At 66.1% G+C, this 23,150-nt stretch carries 22 protein-coding genes; 13 read left to right on the forward strand and 9 right to left on the reverse strand.

The features are described from left to right. Positions 1-131: 131 nt before the first annotated feature. Positions 132-869 carry a 16S rRNA (uracil(1498)-N(3))-methyltransferase gene (locus J2X70_RS18165; RefSeq protein ID WP_309911539.1) on the reverse strand — a complete coding sequence of 246 codons (738 nt, stop codon included), beginning with the start codon at positions 867-869 and terminating at the stop codon, positions 132-134. Next, positions 860-2,251, reverse strand: coding sequence for an adenosylmethionine--8-amino-7-oxononanoate transaminase (bioA, locus tag J2X70_RS18170; protein WP_059064850.1), 1,392 nt, complete (start codon positions 2,249-2,251; stop codon positions 860-862). The genes J2X70_RS18165 and bioA overlap by 10 nt, the downstream gene beginning before the upstream one ends. Positions 2,252-2,328: 77 nt before the next feature. Here bioA and nudE point away from each other — a divergent pair, with 77 nt between their 5' ends. The 5 genes from nudE to J2X70_RS18195 all read left to right on the forward strand — a co-directional run bounded on the left by nudE (position 2,329) and on the right by J2X70_RS18195 (position 5,262). Further along, a complete protein-coding gene (nudE, locus tag J2X70_RS18175; protein ID WP_025877762.1) occupies positions 2,329-2,892 on the forward strand; it encodes an ADP compounds hydrolase NudE in 564 nt (187 codons plus the stop codon). Beyond that, a complete protein-coding gene (gene cysQ / locus J2X70_RS18180) occupies positions 2,889-3,692 on the forward strand; it encodes a 3'(2'),5'-bisphosphate nucleotidase CysQ (RefSeq protein ID WP_025877764.1) in 804 nt (267 codons plus the stop codon). Before nudE ends, cysQ begins: the two co-directional genes overlap by 4 nt. Positions 3,693-3,706: 14 nt before the next feature. Further along, a complete protein-coding gene (mazG, locus tag J2X70_RS18185) occupies positions 3,707-4,543 on the forward strand; it encodes a nucleoside triphosphate pyrophosphohydrolase (protein ID WP_025877765.1) in 837 nt (278 codons plus the stop codon). After that, the gene (locus J2X70_RS18190; RefSeq protein WP_032974968.1) at positions 4,540-4,866 is read left to right on the forward strand and encodes a YnfA family protein; all 327 of its coding nucleotides are present in this window, start codon (positions 4,540-4,542) and stop codon (positions 4,864-4,866) included. Before mazG ends, J2X70_RS18190 begins: the two co-directional genes overlap by 4 nt. A gap of 93 nt (positions 4,867-4,959) precedes the next feature. Then, complete coding sequence (locus J2X70_RS18195) at positions 4,960-5,262, forward strand: DUF962 domain-containing protein (protein ID WP_032974966.1); 303 nt, start codon at positions 4,960-4,962, stop codon at positions 5,260-5,262. A gap of 14 nt (positions 5,263-5,276) precedes the next feature. Here J2X70_RS18195 and J2X70_RS18200 read toward each other — a convergent pair whose 3' ends face one another. Genes J2X70_RS18200 through J2X70_RS18220 form a run of 5 tightly spaced genes read right to left on the reverse strand, consistent with a single transcriptional unit; the run spans position 5,277 to position 12,177 of the window. Continuing rightward, entirely contained in the window at positions 5,277-6,461 is a 1,185-nt protein-coding gene (locus J2X70_RS18200; RefSeq protein ID WP_309911545.1) for a GDSL-type esterase/lipase family protein, read from the reverse strand. Positions 6,462-6,475: 14 nt separating this feature from the next. After that, positions 6,476-7,228: a glucose 1-dehydrogenase gene (locus J2X70_RS18205; protein WP_025877770.1), complete on the reverse strand. Its 753-nt coding sequence runs from the start codon at positions 7,226-7,228 to the stop codon at positions 6,476-6,478. A 49-nt stretch (positions 7,229-7,277) separates the two neighbouring features. Then, complete coding sequence (locus J2X70_RS18210) at positions 7,278-8,582, reverse strand: MFS transporter (RefSeq protein WP_025877772.1); 1,305 nt, start codon at positions 8,580-8,582, stop codon at positions 7,278-7,280. Then, a complete protein-coding gene (locus J2X70_RS18215) occupies positions 8,579-10,828 on the reverse strand; it encodes an oligoalginate lyase (protein WP_309911548.1) in 2,250 nt (749 codons plus the stop codon). Before J2X70_RS18215 ends, J2X70_RS18210 begins: the two co-directional genes overlap by 4 nt. Next, positions 10,825-12,177 carry a polysaccharide lyase 6 family protein gene (locus tag J2X70_RS18220; protein ID WP_309911551.1) on the reverse strand — a complete coding sequence of 451 codons (1,353 nt, stop codon included), beginning with the start codon at positions 12,175-12,177 and terminating at the stop codon, positions 10,825-10,827. The genes J2X70_RS18215 and J2X70_RS18220 overlap by 4 nt, the downstream gene beginning before the upstream one ends. A 330-nt stretch (positions 12,178-12,507) precedes the next feature. Here J2X70_RS18220 and J2X70_RS18225 point away from each other — a divergent pair, with 330 nt between their 5' ends. From J2X70_RS18225 to gcvH, 6 genes are all read left to right on the forward strand, one after another. Beyond that, positions 12,508-15,399: a TonB-dependent receptor gene (locus J2X70_RS18225; protein ID WP_309911553.1), complete on the forward strand. Its 2,892-nt coding sequence runs from the start codon at positions 12,508-12,510 to the stop codon at positions 15,397-15,399. 102 nt (positions 15,400-15,501) lie between these two features. Next, a complete protein-coding gene (locus J2X70_RS18230) occupies positions 15,502-16,245 on the forward strand; it encodes a FadR/GntR family transcriptional regulator (protein WP_059064840.1) in 744 nt (247 codons plus the stop codon). Between the two features lie 121 nt (positions 16,246-16,366). After that, positions 16,367-17,326, forward strand: coding sequence for an SPFH domain-containing protein (locus J2X70_RS18235; protein WP_025877782.1), 960 nt, complete (start codon positions 16,367-16,369; stop codon positions 17,324-17,326). Position 17,327: 1 nt separating this feature from the next. Next, entirely contained in the window at positions 17,328-17,804 is a 477-nt protein-coding gene (locus J2X70_RS18240; RefSeq protein ID WP_309911556.1) for an NfeD family protein, read from the forward strand. Positions 17,805-18,314: 510 nt separating this feature from the next. After that, positions 18,315-19,427: a glycine cleavage system aminomethyltransferase GcvT gene (gene gcvT / locus J2X70_RS18245; RefSeq protein WP_218787856.1), complete on the forward strand. Its 1,113-nt coding sequence runs from the start codon at positions 18,315-18,317 to the stop codon at positions 19,425-19,427. 94 nt (positions 19,428-19,521) lie between these two features. Continuing rightward, positions 19,522-19,917 carry a glycine cleavage system protein GcvH gene (gene gcvH / locus J2X70_RS18250; RefSeq protein WP_025877788.1) on the forward strand — a complete coding sequence of 132 codons (396 nt, stop codon included), beginning with the start codon at positions 19,522-19,524 and terminating at the stop codon, positions 19,915-19,917. Positions 19,918-20,200: 283 nt separating this feature from the next. Here gcvH and J2X70_RS18255 read toward each other — a convergent pair whose 3' ends face one another. After that, the gene (locus J2X70_RS18255; protein ID WP_301866774.1) at positions 20,201-20,581 is read right to left on the reverse strand and encodes a hypothetical protein; all 381 of its coding nucleotides are present in this window, start codon (positions 20,579-20,581) and stop codon (positions 20,201-20,203) included. 112 nt (positions 20,582-20,693) lie between these two features. Here J2X70_RS18255 and J2X70_RS18260 point away from each other — a divergent pair, with 112 nt between their 5' ends. Further along, on the forward strand, positions 20,694-21,221 hold the full coding sequence (locus tag J2X70_RS18260; protein ID WP_033831786.1) for a hypothetical protein: 528 nt from the start codon (positions 20,694-20,696) through the stop codon (positions 21,219-21,221). A 63-nt stretch (positions 21,222-21,284) separates the two neighbouring features. Here J2X70_RS18260 and J2X70_RS18265 read toward each other — a convergent pair whose 3' ends face one another. Next, positions 21,285-22,205, reverse strand: a complete 921-nt coding sequence (locus tag J2X70_RS18265; protein WP_154880957.1) for a LysR family transcriptional regulator — start codon at positions 22,203-22,205, stop codon at positions 21,285-21,287. Between the two features lie 111 nt (positions 22,206-22,316). On the opposite strand from J2X70_RS18265, the gene J2X70_RS18270 reads away from it, so the two are divergent. Further along, complete coding sequence (locus J2X70_RS18270) at positions 22,317-23,075, forward strand: SDR family oxidoreductase (protein ID WP_100436799.1); 759 nt, start codon at positions 22,317-22,319, stop codon at positions 23,073-23,075. The last annotated feature ends 75 nt before the right edge of the window (positions 23,076-23,150 follow it).

Here is a 23,150-nt window from a genome sequence, read left to right on the forward strand (position 1 = left end):
CCGGGCCATGCCCGGCGAGCAGAGCGGCCACCGGACCGGTAGCGCCGGGCCATGCCCGGCGAGCAGAGCGGCCACCGGACCGGTAGCGCCGGGCCATGCCCGGCGAGCGCAGCGGCCACCGGACCGGAGCCTTACCCCAGATCGCCCAGCCTTGCCTGCAACGCCGCGATCGCGGCCAGGCCTGCGGTTTCCGTGCGCAGGATGCGAGGGCCCAACTGCAGGCCCTGGAAGCCTGCGGCGGCGAGCTGCTCACGGTCACGCGGCGACCAGCCACCTTCCGGGCCGATGGCGATCACCACGCCGCCGGCCGGCGCTGCCTGCAGTGTCGACAGCCGGTGTGCTCCCAGCGGGTCCAGGGTCAACCGCAACGTATCGGTGGGCAGTGCCGCGCTGGCCTGTGCCAGCGACTGCGGCGCTCCTACCTGCGGAATGCGCGCACGACCGGACTGCCCGCAGGCCGACTGCACGACGTTGTTCCAGTGCGCCACGCGTTTTTCCGCGCGTGCTGCATCCAGCTTCACTTCGGTGCGCTCGGCATTCACCGGCACGATGGCGCTCACCCCCAGTTCGGTGGCCTTCTGCAGGATCAGGTCCATCTTCTCGCCGCGTGCAATGCCCTGCAGCAGGGTGATGGTCAGCGGCGACTCGTTGGCGATCACCTGCACCGCGTCGATGCGTACCTGTACCTCGCGTTTGCCGGCCATGGTCAGCGTCGCGGTGTAGTCATGGCCATCGCCGTTGAACAGCACGCAGGTATCACCCTCGCGCAGGCGGATCACCCGCACCAGGTGGTTGGCCGTCTCTTCCGGCAGGGTCACGGTCTGGCCGCTGTGCAGCGCCAGGTCGATGGGGCAGCGGGTCACGCGCATGCAATCGCCTCGTCGATGGCCGCCAGCGTGGTATGCGCCAGCAGCTCCAGTTGTTCATCGTCCACGCAGTACGGTGGCATCCAGTACAGCACGTTGCCCAGCGGGCGCAGCACCACGCCGCGCTTCAGCGCCGCCTTGTAGGCGTGCAGCCCCAGCCGCAGCGCCGGATCGAAGGGCGTGCGCTTGTCACCGTTGCGGGTCAGTTCGAAGGCCACCACCATCCCGGCCTGGCGCACATCGGCCACATGCGGATGGTCGGCAAACGGCGCAGCCAAGGTGCCCATCACCGAGGCAATGCCGCGATTGCGCGCGATCACATCGTCCTCGCCGAAGATGTCCAGCGTGGCCAGCGCCGCCGCACAGGCCAGCGGGTTGCCGGTATAGCTGTGGGAATGCAGGAAGGCACGTTCGCGCGAATCATCAAGGAAGGCGTCGTACAGCGCCTGCGTGGCCAGCACCGCAGCCAAGGGCAGGAAACCACCGGTCAGGCCCTTGGACAGGCACAGCAGGTCCGGCATCACCCCGGCCTGCTCGCAGGCGAACATCGTGCCGGTGCGGCCGAAGCCGGTGGCGATTTCGTCGGCGATCAGGAACGCTCCATGGGCATCACACAGTTCACGCACGCGCTGCAGATAGGCCGGATCGTGCATGCGCATGCCACCGGCACACTGCAGCCGTGGCTCCAGGATCACGGCGCAGATCTCGCCCGGATGCTGGTCGAACAGCGTGGCCAGGCCGTCGGCGGCCTGGCGTGCGCGGTCGGCCGCGCTCTGCCCGGGTTCGGCCAGGTAGGCGTCGGGCGAGGGCGCAAACAGGCCCTCGGCCAGCAGCGGCGCATAGACCCGGCGGTACAGCGGAATGTCGGCCAGTGCGAGGGCGCCCAGCGTCTCGCCGTGGTAGCCGTTTTCCAGCGAGACGAAGCGCGTGCGCCGGGTCTCACCGCGGTTCTGGAAATACTGGAAGGCCATCTTCAACGCCACTTCGACGCCGGCCGAACCGTTGTCGGCGTAGAACACCTTGGCCAGTGGCGCGCGGCCGGGCTGGCGCGGCGCGAGGGCCAGCAGGCGCTCAGCCAGGGTGATCGCGGGCTCGTGGCCGAACCCGGCCAGCATCACCTGTTCCAGCTGTCCAGCCTGGGCGGCGATGGCACCGCCGATGCGCGGCTCGGCATGGCCGAACAGGTTGGTCCACCAGCTGCTGACCGCATCCAGGTAGCGGTTGCCGTCGTGATCGATCAGCCAGGCGCCTTCGCCGCGGGCGATCGGCACCAGCGGCAACGTGTCCGGATGCTCGCGCATCTGCGTGCACGGGTGCCACAGGACCTTGAGGTCGCGTTGCCGCCAGTGCTGGACCAGCGGAGAGGGGGTTGGGTCTGCTAGCATTTCGGGCTCATGAACATGTTGCTGCCTGCACATTCTATCGGCCTCGGCGCACGCGCCGTCTGCCCCGGAGATTCCGCGTGAACGATGACCGCGCAAGGCGTCCTCTGCCGATCATCCATCGGATCACCGACGAGGAGAACGGGCCCTTCCAGCGCCAGCACCTGGACCTGGAGTTCTCCAACGGCGAACGCCGCCGCTTCGAACGCCTGGTCAGCCGTGGCCATGGCGCGGTGGTGGTGGTGCCGATGCTGGATGAAGAAACCGTGCTGCTGGTACGTGAATACGCGGCCGGCATGCACCGCTACGAGCTTGGCCTGGTGAAGGGCCGGATCGATGCCGGCGAAACGCCGGAGCAGGCCGCCGACCGTGAGCTGAAGGAAGAGGCCGGCTATGGCGCTCGGCGGGTCGACGTGCTGCGCGCGATGACCCTGGCGCCGACCTACATGAGCCATCAGTCCTGGCTGGTGGTCGCGCGCGACCTGTATCCGGAGAAGCTGGCCGGCGACGAGCCGGAGGAACTGGAAGTGGTGCCGTGGAAGCTGGCCGATCTGGACCAGTTGATGCTGCGCGAGGACTTTTCCGAAGGGCGTTCGCTGGCGGCGCTGTTCATCGCCCGCCAGTGGCTGCAGGGAGCACGATGATCAAGCTGACCACGGAACTGCGCGAAACCGCGATCGCCATCGCCCAGGAAGCCGGGCAGGCGATCATGCAGGTCTACAGCAACGGTTTCGATGTGACACTCAAGGACGACGACAGCCCGGTCACCGCTGCCGACCTTGCCGCCGACCGGGTGATCCAGCAGGGGCTGCGCCAGCTGACACCGGACCTGCCGATCCTGTCGGAGGAGTCGCCGCTGGTGCCCTGGGAGCAGCGTCAGCACTGGGGCGCGTACTGGCTGGTCGACCCGCTTGATGGCACCCGCGATTTCGTCAAGCGCAATGGCGAGTTCAGCGTCAACATCGCGCTGATCTACCAGGGCGCGCCGGCCTTCGGCGTGGTCCAGTCGCCGGTCACCGGCATTGTCTGGCACGCGATGCGAGGCGAGCTGGCGTATCGCCGGCAGGGTGTGCATGACACCGTGCTGCGTACCCGTACACCCGCGACTGCGCCCCTTCGCGTCGCCGCCAGCCGCTCGCATCGTTCAGCGGAGACGAATGCCCTGCTGGCCCGCATGGGCGACATCGAGACCGTGGTGCAGGGCTCTTCGCTGAAATTCTGCCGGATCGCCGAAGGCGGACTGGATGTCTATCCGCGGCTGGGCCCGACCTCCGAATGGGATACCGCTGCTGGCCAGTGCGTGCTGCACGCGGCCGGTGGCGCGGTGCTCTCGGTCGGGACCGGCAAGCCGTTCCGCTACAACCGCCGGCCGACGCTGTTGAACGGCGATTTCATGGCGCTGGGCGATACCAGCCTGCCGTGGCGGGACTGGTTGTCCGATTGATCCAGGAGAAACGCATGAGCACGCACGAAACCCCTGCCACCGGCAACGCCAGCGCGGAGCTGGAGCGCCTGCTGGCCATCATGGCGCGCCTGCGCGACCCGCAGGGTGGCTGCCCCTGGGACCTGGAACAGAACTTCGCCACCATCGCCCCCTATACGATCGAAGAAGCCTACGAAGTGGCCGACGCGATCGATCGGGGCGACCTCGACGACCTCTGCGATGAACTGGGTGACCTGCTGCTGCAGGTCGTATTCCATGCGCGCATGGCTGAAGAACAGGGTGCGTTTGCCTTCGCCGAGGTCGCGCGCGCGATCAGCGACAAGATGCAGCGGCGGCACCCGCATGTGTTTGCCGATGTCAGCGTCGACGATGCCGACGGCGTGATGCGTAACTGGGACGCGATCAAGCGTGCTGAGCGCGCGGCAAAGGGCGATCAGGACACCTCGGCGCTGGCCGGGATCTCCCGTGGCCTGCCGGAATGGCAGCGGGCGGTGAAGCTGCAGTCGCGCGCGGCCAAGGTGGGTTTCGATTGGCCCGGTCCGCTGCCGGTACTGGACAAGGCGGCCGAGGAACTGCAGGAACTGCGCGAAGAGTTCGAACGCGGTGACATCGTGGGCAACAAGGCGCGCCTGCAGGAGGAACTGGGTGACCTGCTGTTCGTGTGCGCCAACCTGGCGCGCCATGCGGACATCGATCTGGGTGCCGCGCTGCGTGGGGCCAACCACAAGTTCGAACGTCGCTTCCGTTCGATGGAGGCGCAGGCCGAGGCACAAGGCGATTCGCTGGCCGCACTCGATCTGGATGCGCAGGAAGCGCTCTGGCAGCACGCCAAGGCCACCGAAAAAGCGTGAAAACGCTCGGTCTGTTCCTGCTGACCGCGCTGGCCGAGATCATCGGCTGCTACCTGCCGTGGCTGTGGCTGCGCAAGGGTGGCAGTATCTGGCTGCTGTTGCCGGCGGCGGCCAGCCTGGCGTTGTTCGCCTGGCTGCTGACCCTGCACCCGACCGCCAGCGGACGCGTGTACGCAGCGTACGGTGGCGTGTACATCGGCACGGCGCTGTTCTGGCTGTGGCTGGTCGACGGCATCCGTCCCAGCCGTTGGGACATGCTGGGGGCTGCGCTTTGCCTGGCCGGCATGGCGGTGATCATGTTCGGGCCGCGGCAACCGGGGTAAGCCGGGCAGGTGTAGAGTCAAGCAATGCTCGACCGTTGTTGTGGCAACAACAGCCGGGCATGGCTCGGCACCTTCAACGAACGGAGCACGCGCATGTCCCGCTTCGCCAGCTTCCGCGAGTTCTACCCGTTCTACCTCAGCGAGCACCGCAACACGACATCACGACGCCTGCACTTCATCGGCAGCTGCGGCGTACTGCTGCTGGTCGCCATCGCCGCACTGCGCGGACAGCCGCTGCTGCTGTTGGCGGCATTGGCCTGCGGCTACGGCTTTGCCTGGGTCGGTCACTTCTTCTTCGAGAAGAACCGCCCTGCAACATTTCGTCATCCACTGTATTCGTTCATCGGTGACTGGGTGATGTTCGCCGACATCCTGCGTGGCAGGGTGAAGTGGTGATCTCGCCATACGACTCAACGCGCGTTGCAGCCCAGCGCCGCCAGGTTGATTGCGTCGGCCATGCGCCGGTAGCCCTCGTCGTTCGGGTGCAGATGATCGCGGGTGATGTCCGCCGGCAATGATTCCGTCTGTTTCGGATCACGCAGGGCCGCATCGAAATCCACCACGCCATCGAAGCCGGTGTCCTGGCCACGCGCCCACTGGTTGATCGCGGTGCGGGTGGCGGCCGATACCGGTTCGTAGCGCTCCGAATCGCCGAAGGGCGTCAGTGTGCCGAGATGAGCGCGGATACCGTGTGCATGCAGCCGGGTGGCGACCTGGCGGTAGCCCAGCAGCATGTCTGCCACGCTGCGTCCCGGCAGCGGCTGTGCGCCGCCACCGTGGCGGATGTCATTGATGCCTTCGAACAGGATCACCTGGTCGGCGTCGGCCACTGCGATCACATCGCGATCCAGCCGTGACAGTGCGCTGTGGCTGCGGCCATGGTCCAGCAGCTTGTTGCCGCTGATGCCCTGGTTGAGCACGACGAAGCGGTCCGGGCACGCCTGCTGCAGGCGCTGACCCAAGCGCTCGGGCCATTGGTTGAACGAGCCACGCGAGGCCGTCGCGCCCTCGGTGATGGAATCACCCAGGGCCACGATCACCTGCGGCCGGTCCGCGCGCTGCACCAGTACCGCAGAGAACACGTTCTGCTGGTAGCCCACGCGCACGCTGTCGGCCACCGCGTCCTGCTTTCCGTCGGCCACCCGCACCACCGTACGGCGCACTGCAGGGCGGGTGGGCTGCGGGAAGTACGCGGTCACGCTGATCTCCTGCAGGGCGGCAACCCGCAAGGGCAGTGCATCACTGAGCAGCGCTGCGCCCACCGGTACGTCGATGGACGTGCGTCCATCGACGGTGACCGGCAGCGCTGCGGCTTTGCCATCCTTCAGGCGTAACCGTACGTCTTCCACATGCAGCGGCGAGGTGCCCAGTTCGTTGCTGATGCGCAGCCGCAGCGCATCGCCCCTGCTACCCAGTCGCATGTCCTGGCGCACGGTCTGCGCTGCGAACTGCACGGGCGCGTCAGCGCTGCCATCCTTGCGGTCAGGCGCGGGCGAAGCGGTCCAGGCGGTGACCCAGACCGGTGCGGCCAGCGCCACGGGGGCGGCCACGGCGGTGCCGATGGCCAGGGAAAGCAGGGTGATCCAGCGCTGCATGGGCTTCGGTCCGGTCAGGAGAAGTAGGTGCCGCCGTTGACGTCCAGATTGGCGCCGGTGATGAACGCTGCCGCTGCCGACGCCAGGTAGACCGCCGCATCGGCGGCTTCGTCCGGCAGGCCCTGGCGACGCAACGGCGTCGCGCCGGCCACCGCCGTACGCACTTCCGGTTTGGTGAATTCGTCATGGAAGCGGGTGGCGATCATGCCGCAGCACAGTGCGTTGACGCGGATACCCTTCGGCCCCAGCTCCTTGGCCATGGCCCGGGTGAAGGTCATCACAGCCGCCTTGGCAGTGGCATAGATCGCCGCACCAGGGCCTCCGCCATCACGACCGGCCTGCGAGGCGAAGTTCACGATCGCCGCGCCTTCGCCCATGTGCGGTACCACGGCGTGGGTGGTCAGGTAGGTGGAGGTCAGGTTGAGGTCGATGACCTTGTGGAAGAACGCCGGGTCGATGTCGGCCAGCGGACGACGCTCGACCATGCCGCCGGCCACGTTCACCAACACGTCGATGCGCTGGCCGAATGCAGCCTGCGTTGCTGCGACCAGGCCGGCCACGGCGGCGGGATCGGTGACGTCGGCGCGGTGGGCGATGGCCTGGCCGCCGGCCGCCTTGATCAGCGCCAGCGTTTCCTGCGCGCTGGCTTCGTCGTTGGCGTAGTTGAGGCAGACGCGTGCACCGGCCGCAGCCAGCTTGATCGAGACGGCACGGCCGATATCACGGCCACCACCGGTGACGATGGCCACCTTGTCCTGGAACGACATGCGGGAAACTCCTTGGTTTGCGGGGGAATGCGAGGAAATGGGGGGGGGCTCAACCGTCGGTGCGGTCGAGCTTGTGGATCGGTCCGGTCCACCACCACAGCGCGGCCAGCGACAGCGGCACCAGTGCGGCGACGAGGATGAAGATCGGTGCATAGGAATGGCGGGTCAGCACCGGTACCAGCCAGGTGGTGATCAACGTTCCGGCTACGGCGGCCAGGCCGCCGAGACCGGCCAGCGTGCCCACCGAGCGGCCATCGAACAGATCGCCGGGCAGGGTCTGGATGTTGCCGATGGCGATCTGGAAACCGAACAGCACTGCTGCAATCGCCAGCACCGCAAACAGCGGCTGGTTGGCCAGTACCGCGCCCAGCAGGGCCGGTGCCATGATCACGCAGCCCAGCGAAATCGACAGCTTGCGCGCACGGTCCACGCTCTGGCCGGCATTGATCAGGCGCCCCGACAGCCAGCCGCCGCTCAGGCTGCCGAGCATGGCGCCGACGAAGGGCACCCAGGCGAACAGGCCGATCTGCTTGATGTCGAAGCCGAAGGTCTCGGCCAGATAGATCGGCAGCCACGACACGAACAGCCACCAGATCGGATCCAGCAGGAAACGGCAGGCGAGCATGCCCCAGCTCTGCCGGTGGGCCAGCAGCGAACGCACGCTGACCTTCGGTGCATCCACGCGTTGCTGGCCAGCCTGGTCTTCCATGATCAGGCGCCGCTCGGCGTCACTAACCCACGGATGCTTGTCCGGGCCGGCGCGATAGACGAACAGCCATGGCAGCAGCCACAGGAAGCCAAGTGCACCGACCAGCACGAAGGTGCCGCGCCAGCCAAGCCACAGGTACAGGCCGGCGATGGCCGGCGCCGAAACGATGGCACCGATGGACGCGCCCGCGTTGAAGATGCCCTGTGCGAGGGCACGCTCACGCGCGGGGAACCACTCGGCATTGGCTTTCACCGCGCCGGGCCAGGCACCGGCTTCGCTGATGCCCAGCATCGCCCGCACCACGCTGAAGGAGAGCATGGAGTGGGTGACCGAATGCAGCGCGATCGAGATCGACCACACACTGATCGACAACGCGAACCCCAGCCGCGTCCCGATCATGTCGAACAGGCGCCCGAACAGGAACTGGCCGGCGGCATAGAACAGCATGAACACGGTCACCAGCAGTGCGTAATCGTCCTTGGTCGCGCCGACTTCCCTGGCGATCTCCGGCCACATCACCGCCAGTGCATTGCGGTCGATGTAGTTGATCACCGTGGCCACCGCGATCAGGCCGACGATCAGCCAGCGCACGGCCGAGCGCACCGGCACCCTGCGCAGCGTGGCCACGGCCGAGGGGCCGTTCATCGTGCCTCACCCTTGCTGCGGTCCATGCGCGCATGGCTGCCGCTCCAGCGGTAGGCATGGCCATCCACCGTCACGCTGTGTTCGCCCTTCGCGTCGCTGTCGTCGGCCACGCCGAGTGCGATGCGGGCGCCGCTGGCCAGGCGCAGCTCGAGCACCTCGGCATCATTGCCGCGGGTGCGGATGATCTGCTTGATGCGGCTGTCGGCACCGTGCACGTACTCGGCGGTGCCGTTGTACTCGCCATGCGGCTCCAGCACGCTGAAGAAGGTCACATCCTTCTGTCCTTCCACGCGCTGCAGCAGCGCCGGTTCGCGGCGCAGGTTGAACTCGGGATCATTGGCACCGCTCTCCACCAGCAACGCCTGCGCCGGCGCGCTGCTGCCGAAGCGGTAGGTGTAGAAGCGTCCGTCGAGCAGCCACGCCAGCGTGCGCGGCTCACTGCCGGCCTTGCTGCGTGCGTCCAGCCACAGGTGCTGGTAGCCGTTGTCGCTGCCGAGCACCGGGCGCTGGGCGGGGAAATGCTCGGCCTCGAAACCGGTGGTGACGATGTGGCCGTTGAAGTGCAGTGGCAGGTCGTAGCGTGCAACCTTGTCGCCGTGCACCTGCAGCAGGTCCAGCACCACCGGCAGGCCCAGTTCGGGGTGGCGCAGCAGTGCTTGGGTGCGGGTGAACACCACGCCCGGATAGGCATCGCGCATCGTCGCCGAGGCGATCTGGGTATCTGCGTCGGCTTGGAAGAAGCGCACCTGCGGGGCGAGTTCCTCACCGCGCTTCCAGTCGCCCTTGAAGTGGCTCTGCTCGTTCACCACCAGCGTGTTGTGGGCCACGGTCTGCTTGGCCCAGCTGCGGTTCTCGGCCAGATAGATGCCACCGCGCTTGGCTTCCACGTTGAGGAAGCGCGCCGCGCCGTAGTCGGTCACCACGGCGTTGCCATTGTCGTAGAACAGCCAGTTGAGCTTGTCGAAGTGGCCGTGGCCCATGCCCTGCATGGTGTCCTTCTGCACCAGCGCCTGGCCGCGTTCGCCGTCCATGCGCAGGATCGCCAGACCGCCGCGTTCACCGTCCGGGCCGTCGCGCAGCAGCATCGGCCGGTAGTCGAACGGTTTGGCTTTGTTGGCTGCCAACGCCTGCGCTACCTGCAGCCCTTCCGGCGACAGCAGCAGGCGTTTCTGCTGCTGGGCGACCGACAGCAGACGGTCATCGCCGGCCTGCGCATAGGCGATGCCGATGCCAGCCACCAGCTCTTCGGTATCGATGCCCTTGTCCAGGATCGCATCGTTGATCGGGAAGAACAGGCCGTCGTAGCTGGTCTGCACCAGCACGTCCACCGCCTTCAGCAGCACGCCGTCGCGGCGCGCGAAGATCTTCCGCTGCGGCTCGTTGCGTTCGATCGCGTTGGCAAACAGCAGGAACGGCGCCAGCGCATAGCGCTGGTAGTAGGGGCCTTCCTCGTAATACCCATCGGGCGAGAACAGCAGGTCGATCTGCCGCAGGAAACCGAACTGGTCATCCTTGCGGCTGCCGCGCAGCGATTTCTCCACCAGTTCGCGATCACGCAGCACGTAGCCGGTCAAGCCGGTGGCGGCCACCGCCCAGGTCGCGTGGTTGTGGATCTGGTCGTAGTTCTTCGGCTCGCTGGCCAGGAACTCGGCCATCGGCCGGAACACCTGCGATTCGATGGTCTGCCGATCCTGCGGCGACAGCGCATCGCGGATCGCGTCGTAGCCCTGGATGGCGTTGACCAGCCAGACCGAATCGTTGAGCACCTGCCAGAACACCCGGCCGGGAATCTGTCCGCGTCCTTCCGGATGCGGGCCGAGGGTCGGGTAGAGCTTGGCGTACTGCAGCAGCATGTCGCGCGAATAGGCGACATAGGCCTTGTCGCCGGTCAGCCGGTACAGGGTGCCGGCGGCCAGCAGGGCCTGGTAGTTGCGCTTGTGCTGCTCATGGGTGCGACCGCCGCCCTTGTCCTTCGGCACCGGCACGTCGATGCCGGCCTTCATCATCTTCTGCAGCGATTTCTGCGTACGCGCCTGTTCCTTGGCGAACCACGGATAGCGGCTGCCTTCGCTGGCCATCTGCTGCCACTGCGCGGCGGTCACCAGTACCGGCGCGGTATCGCCTTGTCGCTCAGCTGCGGCAGGTGCCGCATGCAGCGGTGCGGTCGGCAACAGGGCGAAGGGAGCGGCCAGGGCGAGGGCGAGCGCCAGACGGTGGGAACAAAGGGACAGTGGCTGCAACCTCATCGATCAACTCCGGTGCTGGTGCGTGACAGGGCAACCTCGCCCACCTTGGGATACCAGTCCACCCCCGTCTGTTCGCGCGGGGTCATTGCCAGCGCCGGATCGGCGCCGAGGGTGGGCAGGGGCGTTGCCGGCACCCACAGGCCGCTGGCGGCCTGCTGCAGGGTGATGCTGGCGCTGCTCACCCCGCCCGGGAATACGCTGCTGGCCTGCGGCGACTGCACGTTGTTGCTGAAGGCGATGCCGGCCAGCGAACTGGCCGCATTCGGTGGATTTTTGCTGGTGCGGTTGACGATCAGGTTGCCGCTGAAGTGGCTGTTGCTGGCGGCAACCACGATCCCCTTGGTTTCGTCATGGCCCACACCGAAGCTGATCTTCGCCACGTCGACGAAGGTGTTGCGGCTGATGGTCGCGTTGACCACCGGCGCGTAGCCGGACAACGGCGGATTGGCCTGTGCATCCATCACCGCCAGTGCCGAGCGGTTGCTGGAGCCGGCCAGCCGTTCGAAGTAGTTGTTGCTGACGGTCTGGTCGGCATTGATGATGCGCACGCCGCCGGTGCCGGCCTTGTCGTCGCCGAGGAAGAGGTTGTCGACCACCCGGTTGCCGTTGCCATGGCGCAGGGTCAGCGCGCCGGCCGAACGATAGAACACGTTGCCGCGGAAGGTATTGCCGCCGGACTTGTTGGAGACGATCTCGGTCTCGCCATCGCAGCCCTCGAACCAGTTGTTCTCCACCGTGCTGTTGGAATCGCTCAGCGAGGTGTCGCTGGTGCCTACACGGATCGTCTCTCCGCCATTGACGCCCAGCGCTGGCCGCGGGCCGAACCAGTTGTGGTCGATGCGGTGCTGGTTGTCCAGGCCCTGGGTGGCATCGCGCACCACCACCACCGTCGGGCCAGCGTTGGTCTTGCCCCGCAGCTGGCTGTGGTCGAGGCGGTTGTTGCTGCCGTACAGCGACACCCAGTAGTCCTGGTCGCTGCCATCGGGGTTGCTGTAGTCATCGATGACCAGGCCGGTGACGCGGCTGTGGCTGGCCACTGCCTTGCTCGACTCGCGGAACGCCACCACGGCGTCGCCCGGGGTGTAGCCGTTGCGGAATACCAGGTTGGAGACCTGCAGGTAGCTGCCGGCCAGGCGCAGGTCCGACCCCCCGCTGAGGATCACCTTGCCCGGCGTCTGCGCGCGCAGCACGATCGGTGCGGCGGCGGTGCCCTGGCCCTTCAGCAGCAGGCGCGCATCGGTCCAGGTGCCATCGGCCAGCACGATTTCATCGCCGGGTTGCAGTGCGGCAGCGGCGGTGGCGAACTCGGCGGCATCATGGACCAGCCAGCTCGCAGCGTTCGCCGGCAAACTGGTCAGGCAGGTTGCCAGTCCAATTGCCAGGCAATATCCAAGGGTGGGTTTCGAAAGGCGGTGCGAAGTCGGTTGAATGCGCATGAAGTCCTTCCAGAGACGGCGATGCCGCGGTTTCGGAGTGGGTGTGCATACCACTTGGTAGGTGTGTTGTAAGCCACGTTGCGCGCAAAGTCATGCTGCATCAGCACATGAAATGCCGGGCAACCGGTCTGAATCAAAGGTATTACGAAAAATCCAGTCCAGTTGGTTGACATTTCTGTGTCGGCGTGTCGAAGCTGCGTCCCACGCCTACCGTCCGGGCGATCCTTTAGGAGGAGGAAAACCATGCGGCAACCAGCCGGAGTTGTACGTCGTACACCGTTGTCACCCACACCGCTGATCGTGGCACTGCTCGCTGCGTTGGCGGCTTCACCGGCCGTGCAGGCGCAGTCTGCCGGCAGCGGTTCCGGGCAGGACGCCACCACCCTGGACCAGGTCCAGGTCACCGGTATCCGCGAATCGATGCGGAGCTCGATCAACAAGAAGCGCGACGACACGGTGATCGCCGATGTGTTGTCGGCCGATGACATCGGCGACCTGCCCGCGCCATCGCTGGCCGATGCGATCGAAACGCTGACCGGTGCCGCCTCGACCCGCGACAAGACCGGCGCATCGGAAATCTCGATCCGTGGTCTCGGCGCCTTCCTCAGCAGCACCAATTTCAACGGCCGCGAGATCACCAACGGCAGCGGCGACCGCTCGGTGAACTTCAACATGTTCCCGGCCGAGCTGATCAATACGGTGGCGATCTACAAGACCCAGCGTGCCGACATCATCGAAGGCGGTGTCGCCGGGACCATCGGGCTGGAAACGGTCAAGCCGCTGGAGTACGGCAAGCGCTCGGCGCAGATCGATCTGCGCGGCAGCTGGGCCGAGTATGACAAGAAGTACCGCGACGACGATGGCATCGGGTATCGCGGTACCGCCAGCTACATCGACCAGTTCGAATTCGGCAACGGCCAGAAGCTCGGCATCTCGCTGGGCATCCAGCGGCTGGAGGGCACCGATCCGGAGGAGAGCATCACCAGCGGCTCCACCTGGTATGCCTGCGATGGCAGGCAGAACGTGGCCAATGCCAACTGCAATGAGGTCAGCGCACAGGCCATCGCCAACGGCGCGCCGTACTATCTGGTGCCAAGCAGCCGCATCTATCGCCTGAAGCAGGAGCGCAATGATCGCCAGAGCGAATTCGCGGCGATCCAATGGCGGCCCAACGACGTGGTCGAGGTCAACCTCGATTTCGAACATACCGAGCGCAACTGGGACGAGGACCGCAGCGACCTGAGCCTGTCCAATGCACGACGCGGCATCACCCAGCGCGAGGTGGACGAGGATGGCATCGTCCGCCACCTGCATGGCAGCACTTCCATCGATTCGACCTCCAACCGCTACTGGCGCGGCGAGGAATACACCGGCGGTGGCCTCAATCTGATCCTGCGCCCCAGCCCGGCCTGGGAGCTGTCCACCGATCTTTCCTATTCGCATACCAACCGCCTGGACAGCGAGCGCATGACCCGGCTGCGCGCCAACCAGCGCGACGTCAACAATGCCATCGTGCCGGGCATCAGCAGCGGCGCCACCGGCTATGTCGACTACGACTGGGACTGGCATGGCGAGGTGCCGAGCGTGGCGCTGGCGCCGAACTTCGACCCGAACAACTGGGATGCCTACACCGGCGCGGCGCGGGTGACCTCCAGCGCGACCGAGAACGACCACAAGATCAAGGCCGGCCGCTTCGATGCCAGCTTCATGCCCGAGTCCGGTTTCTTCACCCGCATCAAGGGCGGCGTGCGCGCCAGCCAGGCCGACTACCGCCTGCGCGACAACACCCTGGTGACCGACTACGACCAGCGCGTAGCGGCCGACAAGGCGAAGATCATTGCCGCCAACCGTGCCTGCCGTGCACCGTTCCCGCAGGACGATTTCATGGATGCGGCCAGCGGCAATACGATCTCCTCGTGGGCGTACTTCGATCCGAGCTGCCTCTACGCATCCTTCCGCGGCACCAGCGACAGTGGCCTGGACCCGGACTTCCAGGACCCGAACAACGTCGATGTGACCGAGAAAACCCGCGCGCTGTACCTGATGGGTGAATTCAGCAGCACGCTGTTCGGCCTGCCGGTCACCGGCAATGTCGGCCTGCGCTGGGTCAAGACCGACGTGCGTTCGGAAGGCGTGCGCACCGACCTGGCGGTCATCGACAACGGCGACGGCACGATCCGCCTGCAACCCACTGGTGATTTCACCACCCAGGTGTTCAAGGCGGGCAACGACAAGCTGCTGCCAAGCCTGAATGCCGCGTTCGAGCTGAAGCCGGACCTGTTGCTGCGGGTGGGCGCGTACCGAGCGATGTCACGCCCGGATATCGCCGCACTCGGTGCCGGGCGAACCATCAATGTCAGCAGCGATGCCACCTATACCGGCCTGGCCGACGCGCTGGACGACATCAGTGCCAGCGGCAATCCGGCTGCGCAGCCGCTTATGTCCTGGAACGGCGATGTCTCGCTTGAGTGGTATGCGAACCCGGACACGCTGCTGGCCGGTGCGGTGTACTGGAAGCAGTTCAACGGCGGCACCGCCACCGCGCTGGTGCCGGAGACCTACACCCTCAACGGACAGACGGTGACCGTGCCGGTGCGCCAGCAGGTGACCACCGATGAAGACAGCACCCTGACCGGTATCGAGCTCAGTGCTACCCACCGGTTCTCGTACCTGCCCAAGCCGTTCGATGGCCTCGGCTTCAAGGTCAGCTACAACTATGCCGACGCCGACTACCAGACGCAGGATTCGCGGTTGGGGGAGCAGTTGGCCGCCGATGGATCGATCATTCCGGCCATCGTTCCGCCGGCCGGCCTGAGCGGCTTCTCGCGGCATGTGCTGTCCGGTTCCCTCTACTGGGATGTGGGCCGCTTCAACATCCAGGCCATCGGCAAGTTCCGTTCGCACTATTACCAGGACTTCACCGGCAACACGGCGCAGCAGAATCGCTACTACGATGACAACACCAGCGTCGACCTGCGCCTGCGTTACCGGGTGAACAAGCAGCTGTCGCTGTCGCTGGAACTGATGAACCTGACCGACGAGCCACGCGTGGCGTACCAGCCGCTTTACGGGAATTTCCGCGAGGTGGTGAGCTACGGGCGGCGCGCGTATTTCGGTGTACGATACAAGTTCTGAACAGGGCGGCGCGGCCAATGGTCGCGCCGTCGCTCCAACCGGACCCGCACCGTGCCCGGTGGCCGGGGACGGGCCCGGAGGGAACCGCCAAGGGTCAGCCGCATGTCCGCCAACCGTCTCTACCAGACCATCGCCGCCAAGCTCCGCAAGCTGATCGAGGATGGCGAATATCCGCCGGGTTCGCGCCTGCCGGGCGAACGTGAACTTGCCGAACGCTTCGGCGTCAGCCGGGTCACCATCCGTGAGGCGGAAATCGCCTTGGAAGCGCAGGGCTGGATCGCGATCCGTATCGGTTCGGGCGTCTATGTGAAGCCGCGCCCGGCCCAGGCTGCCGGTGGGCTGCCCGATATCAGCGCCTTCGACCTGACCGCGGCGCGTGCCGTGTTCGAAGCGGAAGCTGCAGCGCTGGCGGCAAGCAATATCGATGAGGCCGGCATCGCCGAGCTGCAGGTGCTGGCTGAAGCGCTGTGCCGGCGTGACCTTACCGATGAAGAGGCCGGCGACTACGACCGCCGCTTCCACCTGGCCATCGCCCGCCTGTCGGGCAACCCGGTGGTCGAGTATTTCGTGCAGCAGATCTGGCGCATGCGCAGCGAGCTGCCGCGGGTGACCGAGGTCTACGCACGGGTGTGCCATGACGATGGTGCCAGCCGCGCCGACGAGCACATGGCGATCTTCGAGGGGCTGCGCGCGCGCGATCCCGTCGCTGCACGCAATGCGATGCGCCATCACTTCCAGCGCCTGTTCGAGGCGATGCTGGAGGCGACCGAAAGCCAGGCGCTGGCCGAGATCCGCCGGCAGACCCAGCAGGACCGCGAGCGCTTCCTAGCCACGACCCGGATCTGAGCGGGTTCATCCTGCAGCGCCGGGCCACGCTCGGCTGCTTTCGGCTGGAACGTGCGGTACCCGCATCGCCTGCATCCACGCGCTATGCTGGGCTCCGGACGTCTCCCATAAGGAAAGCGCGATGTTCCCGACCATGTTCTTCAGCGCGGTGCTGGCCTTCGTGGCCGTGGTCATCCTGTTCAAGGCAGTGCGGATGGTGCCACAGGGCTATGAATGGACCGTCGAGCGGTTCGGCCGTTACACCCACACCATGTCGCCCGGCCTGCATTTCCTGATCCCGATCGTCTACGGGGTGGGGCGCAAGGTGAACATGATGGAACAGGTGCTGGACGTGCCCGGCCAGGAAGTGATCACCAAGGACAACGCCGCCGTGCGCGTCGATGGCGTGGTGTTCTTCCAGGTGCTGGACGCGGCCAAGGCCGCCTACGAGGTATCGGTGCTGGAAGTGGCGATGATCGCCCTGGTGCAGACCAACATCCGTACCGTGATCGGCTCGATGGACCTGGATGAATCGCTCAGCCAGCGCGAGGTGATCAACGCCAAGCTGCTCAGCGTGGTCGATCATGCGACCAACCCGTGGGGCGTGAAGGTCAACCGCATCGAGATCCGCGACATCCAGCCGCCGCGCGACCTGCTCGATGCGATGGCACGGCAGATGAAGGCCGAGCGCGAGAAGCGCGCGCAGATCCTCGAGGCGGAAGGTTCGCGGCAGTCCGAGATCCTGCGTGCCGAAGGCGAGAAGCAGGCCACGGTGCTGGAAGCGGAGGGGCGGCGCGAGGCCGCATTCCGCGACGCCGAAGCGCGCGAGCGCCTGGCCGAAGCCGAAGCCAAAGCGACCCAGGTGGTGTCGGCGGCGATCGCCGACGGCGACGTCCAGGCCATCAACTACTTCATCGCCCAGAAGTATGTGGAAGCGTTCAAGGAACTGGCCACGTCGCCGAACCAGAAGCTGGTGCTGATGCCGATGGAGGCCAGCGGAGTGATTGGTTCGATCGCCGGCGTGGCCGAGCTGGCCAAGCAGGCCCTGTCCAACCAGGAAACCCGGCCGCCGGCAAAGCGGCCGCCACCGATCGGAGGCTGACATGCGCTGGGAAGTCGTTGCCTGGGGTGCGTTGGCCTTGCTGCTGTTCGCCGCCGAAGCGCTGGCGCCCGGCGCGTTCATGCTGTGGATCGGCATCGGTGCGGCGGCGGTGTTCGCGCTGGTAGCGGTGTTCGCCGATATCCCGGTGCTGTGGCAGGTGGTCGCTTTCGTGGTGCTGAGCGTGCTGTCCATCCAGTGCTACCGGCACTGGGGCAAGCCGCGTGCGCGGCAGAGCGACGCGCCGCTGCTGAACCGCCGCGCTGAACAACTGGTCGGGCGGGTGGTGCCCTTGCAGCAGGCCATCGTTGCCGGGCAGGGCAGGGTCAGCATCGACGACGCGTCGTGGCAGGTGAGTGGGCCGGAGCTGCCGGCCGGCACGCTGGTGCGGGTGGTGGCGGTGCAGGGCAGTGCGCTGGTGGTCGAGGCGGTCGCCTATGGTTTCAAGCCAACGGCGCAGCCCCTCGTGGGTGGTCGCTGAAAGCAGATGCTGGGTTGGGTCGGGCGGGTGGGCTGTGCAGGGGGCGCCGCAAGTACGTCCTTGTAGGCTTGGCCGCGGCATCCATGCCGCGGACACCGCCGCCGGTCGCTGCGCTCTGTGTGCCCGGGGTCGGCTCCCTGTCCGCAGGCAAGGGCTTCGACCCTTCTCTCCATATATGTATCGACATCCACAACCGCTCTTGCCTTCCGTCCCGTCATCGGGAACCTGTCGGGGTGGGGCGGTGTGGGGTGGAGGGACCGCAGGCGCCATGGATGGCGCCTACGAGCCTACACGGACGTACTTGCGGCGTGTCCCGCAACCCCACATCGCCCCACCAGCCCACAGACGTCGCCGAGCCGATACGCTTTGGCCGTTGCCGTTGCCTGGCTTGTAGAAAGCGCCCGCCGGCCGCAGGCCGGCCAACATCCCCCCGCTGCGCTGCGGCGCGACCTGCGGCCGACCGATCTGGGATAATGCGCGTTCTTGTTTCCTCTGCTGCCGGACCCGGTCATGACCCAGAAGACGCTGCTCAACGATACCCACCGCGCCCTTGGCGCCAAGATGGTCGATTTCGGGGGTTGGGACATGCCCATCCACTACGGCTCGCAGCTGGACGAGCACCACCTGGTGCGTCGTGAGTCGGGCGTGTTCGACGTCAGCCACATGACCGTGGTCGACCTGCGCGGCGACCAGGTCAAGCCGTTCCTGCGCCGCCTGCTGGCCAACTCGGTCGACAAGCTCAAGGCCACCGGCAAGGCGTTGTACTCGTGCATGCTGAATCCGCAGGGCGGCGTCATCGACGACCTGATCGTCTATTACCTGGGCGAGGACTTCTTCCGCATGGTGGTCAACGCCTCCACCCGCGAGAAGGATCTGGCGTGGCTGCGCGAGCAGGCTGCGCCGTTCAACGTCTCGGTCGAACAGCGTCCGGACCTGGCGATCCTCGCCGTGCAGGGGCCGCAGGCGCGCGACATCGTCATCGGCCTGGCCCGCGAAGCCGACCGTGAGTCGCTGGGCAAGCTCGGCCGTTTCGCCGCGCTGCAGGTGCAGTCCGACGACGGCGTTGAACTGTTCGTTGCCCGCACCGGCTACACCGGCGAAGACGGTTTCGAGATCCTGCTGCCGCAGGATGCCGTGGTCGCGTTCTGGAACCGCCTGCTTGCTGCCGGCGTGAAGCCGGCCGGTCTTGGCGCGCGCGATACCCTGCGCCTGGAAGCCGGCATGAATCTGTACGGCCAGGACATGGACGAAGCAATCAGCCCCTACGAAGCGGCGCTGGCCTGGACGGTGTCGTTGGACGAGGGTCGCGACTTCATCGGCCGCGACGTGCTGGAGGCGCAGAAGGCGGCTGGCAACGCACGTCAGATGATCGGCCTGGTGATGGATGAGAAGGGCGTGCTGCGCCATGGCCAGGCGGTCACCACTGCCAGCGGCCAGGGCGAGATCCTGTCCGGCACCTTCTCGCCGACCCTGGCCAAGGGCATCGCATTCGCGCGCGTGCCGGCCGGTGAACTCGGTCAGGTCACCGTCGACATCCGCGGCCGTCAGGTGCCGGTGCGGGTGGTCAAGTTCCCGTTCGTGCGCGAAGGCCAGGCCCAGCCCGGCGTGCTTGGCGACGCCTGATCCAAACATGCCGGTCGTCACTGCCAGCAGTGGCGGCCGGTTGGTTACACTAGCCCCGTTTTTTCCACCCCCTGCATATCTCTGGAGCAGTCCCATGAGCGAGATCCCCGGCGACCTCAAGTTCCTCAAGTCCCATGAGTGGGCCCGTGTCGAAGGCAATGGCCGCGTGACCGTCGGTATTTCCGACCACGCCCAGGGCCTGCTGGGTGACCTGGTCTACGTCGAGCTGCCCGAAGTCGGCGCGACCGCCAAGGCCAACGAGCAGATCGCGGTCGTCGAGTCGGTGAAGGCCGCCTCCGACGTCTACAGCCCGATCAGTGGCACCATCGTCGAGGTCAACTCGGCACTGGCCGACAAGCCGGAAACCATCAACGAAGACGCCTACGGCGATGGCTGGATGTTCGTCGTCGAAGTGTCCAACAGCGACGAGCTCAACGAGCTGCTGGACCCGGACGCGTACGCCGAAGGCCTGGAAGACGAAGAGCACTGAGTCGTCGTTTCCCCGGTACGAAAACGGCCACCCTCGGGTGGCCGTTTTCGTTTTGGGGGAGGCTTCGAACTTATGCCGGCCGGTTCGCCGCATGCCATCGCCATGGCATCAGTCGGTGTTGAGCGCGGGCAAAAGGCGTGCGCAGTTTTGCGCAAATCCGCGTTTCCACCCCCGCGGCGGCGCGCCCGGATGTGAAAAGTTTTTGGCCTTGTTGCAGGTCCGTTGTGCTGGCGTTGGCGCGTGCGTTGCCATGCATGGCCGCGTCGCCGCGTGGCGTTCCGCTTCAGGCCCCTACATGACGCAGAGTGCTTATTTCAAGTGTTTTTTCTTCGCTGTTCGTGCGCAGTCGATGGCAGCGACGATGCGCGATGCAGTGCTTGCCGGCGCTCGCGGAGGAACATCGGCAGGCGCGGGAAGGGCTTCCGGGACGCGGCGGATGTGAAAATTTTTCGCGGGGGTTGTTGACAGTAAAAAAAACCGTGATTAGGTTTCGCCTCAGCAGACCTTGCCTGCCAAACCGAGTGCGCAGAATCAATCGTCCGATGCGAAGCAGCCCCTCGAAGACCACCGCGATCCTCAAGACGGTGGACATGGCTCCGCTTCCCCCGGAGAAATGCAAGGCGACCCCTGTTCCGATGCCTGCTCCGCCGATCGTGGCGGGCATCACCGCATCCGTAACGGCGCGCCCGACGCGCCGGCGGTCCCCGCACGCAGCATGGGCGGGTTTGATCCACCTGGGCGTTTCAACTCCCTATCACTGACGAGGAGCCATCACCATGGCAACCAAGAAAGCTGCGAAGAAAAAGCCCGCCGCCAAGAAAGCGGTGAAGAAGGTCGCCAAGAAGGCCGCTGCCAAGAAGGCAGTGAAGAAGGTCGCGAAGAAGGCGACTGCCAAGAAGGCAGTGAAGAAGGCTGCCAAGAAGGTCGCCAAGAAGGCCACGGCGAAGAAGACAGTGAAGAAGGCTGCGAAGAAGGTAGCCAAGAAGTCCACTGCCAAGAAGGCCGTAAAGAAGACCGCGAAGAAGGCCGTCAAGAAGGTAGCCAAGAAGGCCACCAAGAAGACTGCCAAGAAAGCCGCCAAGAAGACCACTGCCCGCAAGCCGGCCAAGAAGGTCGCCAAGAAGGCAGTGAAGAAGGCGACAAAGAAGACCGCCAAGAAGGCAGTGAAGAAGACTGCGAAGAAGGCGACCAAGAAGGCTGCCCCGAAGAAGGCTGCCAAGAAGGTTGCCAAGCGCAAGCCGGCCGCCCGCAAGAAGAAGGCCGCTCCGGTGGCCCTTCCGGCAACTCCGGCACCGCTGATCTAAGTACTTCCCGATAGCCGTACCCTGAGACCCCTTCCCCGACTGCCCAGCGGGGAGGGGGTTTTTTTATGGGCTGTGTGCGCCTGGCCAGCTGCGTTCACCCGCTGCGTCGCAGGGAAACCGCTCGACCAGGAAATCCACGAAGCTGCGCAGCCGGGTTGAGTGATACCGGTCGTGCGGATAGACCACGTGCATGGGCCTACCGCGCCGGCCATGTTCCGGCAGCAACGGGACCAGGCCACCCGCATCGATGTCTGCTGCCAGCAGCAGGCTCGACTGCAGGATGATGCCCAGGCCCTGCAGCGCGGCCAGCCGCAACGCTTCGCCGTTGTTGATCTGCAACCGTCCCGAAGGCGGCGCTGGCAATGCCACTTCGTTGCCCAGCCAGTGCGACAGCGCAGCAGGATCCAGCGACAGGCATTGATGCTGCTGCAGCTCCTGCGCGTTGTGCGGCGTGCCATGCCGTGCGAGATAGGCCGGCGATGCACACAGGGTCAGCCGGTAGGCGCTGAGCGGACGCGCTACGAGATGCGTGGCGTCGGCCAGCGTGCCGATGCGGATGGCGGCCTCGAACCCCTCATCGGCCAGTTCGACCACGCGATCGGTCAGGACCAGTTCGACACTGACCTCGGGGTAGCGGTCCATGTAGGTCGACAGTGCCGGCACCAGCGCATGCGTGCCGAAGATCACCGGTGCACTGATCCGCAGCGTGCCCGCCGGTGCCAGGTGGTGATGCTGGGCCTGCGCATCGGTTTCCTCCACCAGGCGCAGGATCTCTTTGCAGCGGCCGAAGTAGGCCTCACCGAAAGCGGTCATATGCTGCCGACGGGTCGTGCGGTTCAACAACTGCATGCCCAGCCGTTCTTCCAGGGCGCGCAGGTGCTTGCCGGCCATCGTCGCGGAGATGTCCAGTGCCGATGCCGCGGCACTGAGGCTGCCCTTTTCCACGGCCAGCACATAGACCTGCATGCTCTCCAACAGGTTCATCTGACACCCCGGGTTCTGAATGTTGAAACCTCGCCGGAGTTTATCAATCGAGGGTGTTCAAAGAGCATGTCCGCACGGCCAGATGGGCCGGCAGAACTGGCAGGGCAACACATGAAACTGGATCTTGAAGGACGTACCGCGCTGGTCACCGGCGCAGGCAGTGGCATCGGCGCAGGTGTTGCGCGGGTACTGGCGAGGCAGGGTGTGCGCGTGGCGATCACCGCGCGGCGGCAGGCGCCGTTGCAATCGGTGGCGGCCGCGATCGAGGCGGCGGGTGGACCGGTACCCGTCGTGTTGGTGGGCGATCTGACCGACGCCGACGATGTGCAGCGCATCGCCAGCGCTTCGCTGCAGGCGCTGCAGCACGTGGACATCCTGGTCAACGCGGCCGGTGGCGCACGGTTGGCCGGGGTGGCCGCAGCAGACGAGGTGTGGGACGAGGCGATGGCACTGAACTTCTCGGCGGCACGACGGCTGACGCAGGCGTTGCTGCCGTCGATGCGGGCCAATGGCTGGGGGCGTGTGATCAACCTCAGCGGGTCGATGGAGCCGCGTGCGGTGAATGCCGCGAGCCCGGCGAAGGCGGCGCTGCATCTGTGGAGCAAGGGGCTGTCCTGCGATGTGGCGGGCGAGGGCATCACCATCAACTCGATCGCGCCGGGGCGGATCAACAGCGCGCAGATCCTGGATCGGCTGCATCCCACGGAAGAGAGCCGGCGTGAGTTCATCGCCCGCAACATCCCGATGGGGCGTTTCGGCGAACCAGAGGAGGTGGCGCACCTGGTTGCGTTCCTGGCGTCGCCGTTGGCGGGGTACATCACCGGGGCGGTGATTCCGGTGGATGGCGGAATGCACTACTTCGCCCACTAGCATCCCGGGCGCGCCTGATTCTACGAAACGGTGAAGGCAGGGATGCTCAGCGCTGCGTAAACAAGCGAAAAGGGC

The organism is Stenotrophomonas sp. 1337 (assembly GCF_031455455.1).
Taxonomy (GTDB): Bacteria; Pseudomonadota; Gammaproteobacteria; order Xanthomonadales; family Xanthomonadaceae; genus Stenotrophomonas; species Stenotrophomonas indicatrix.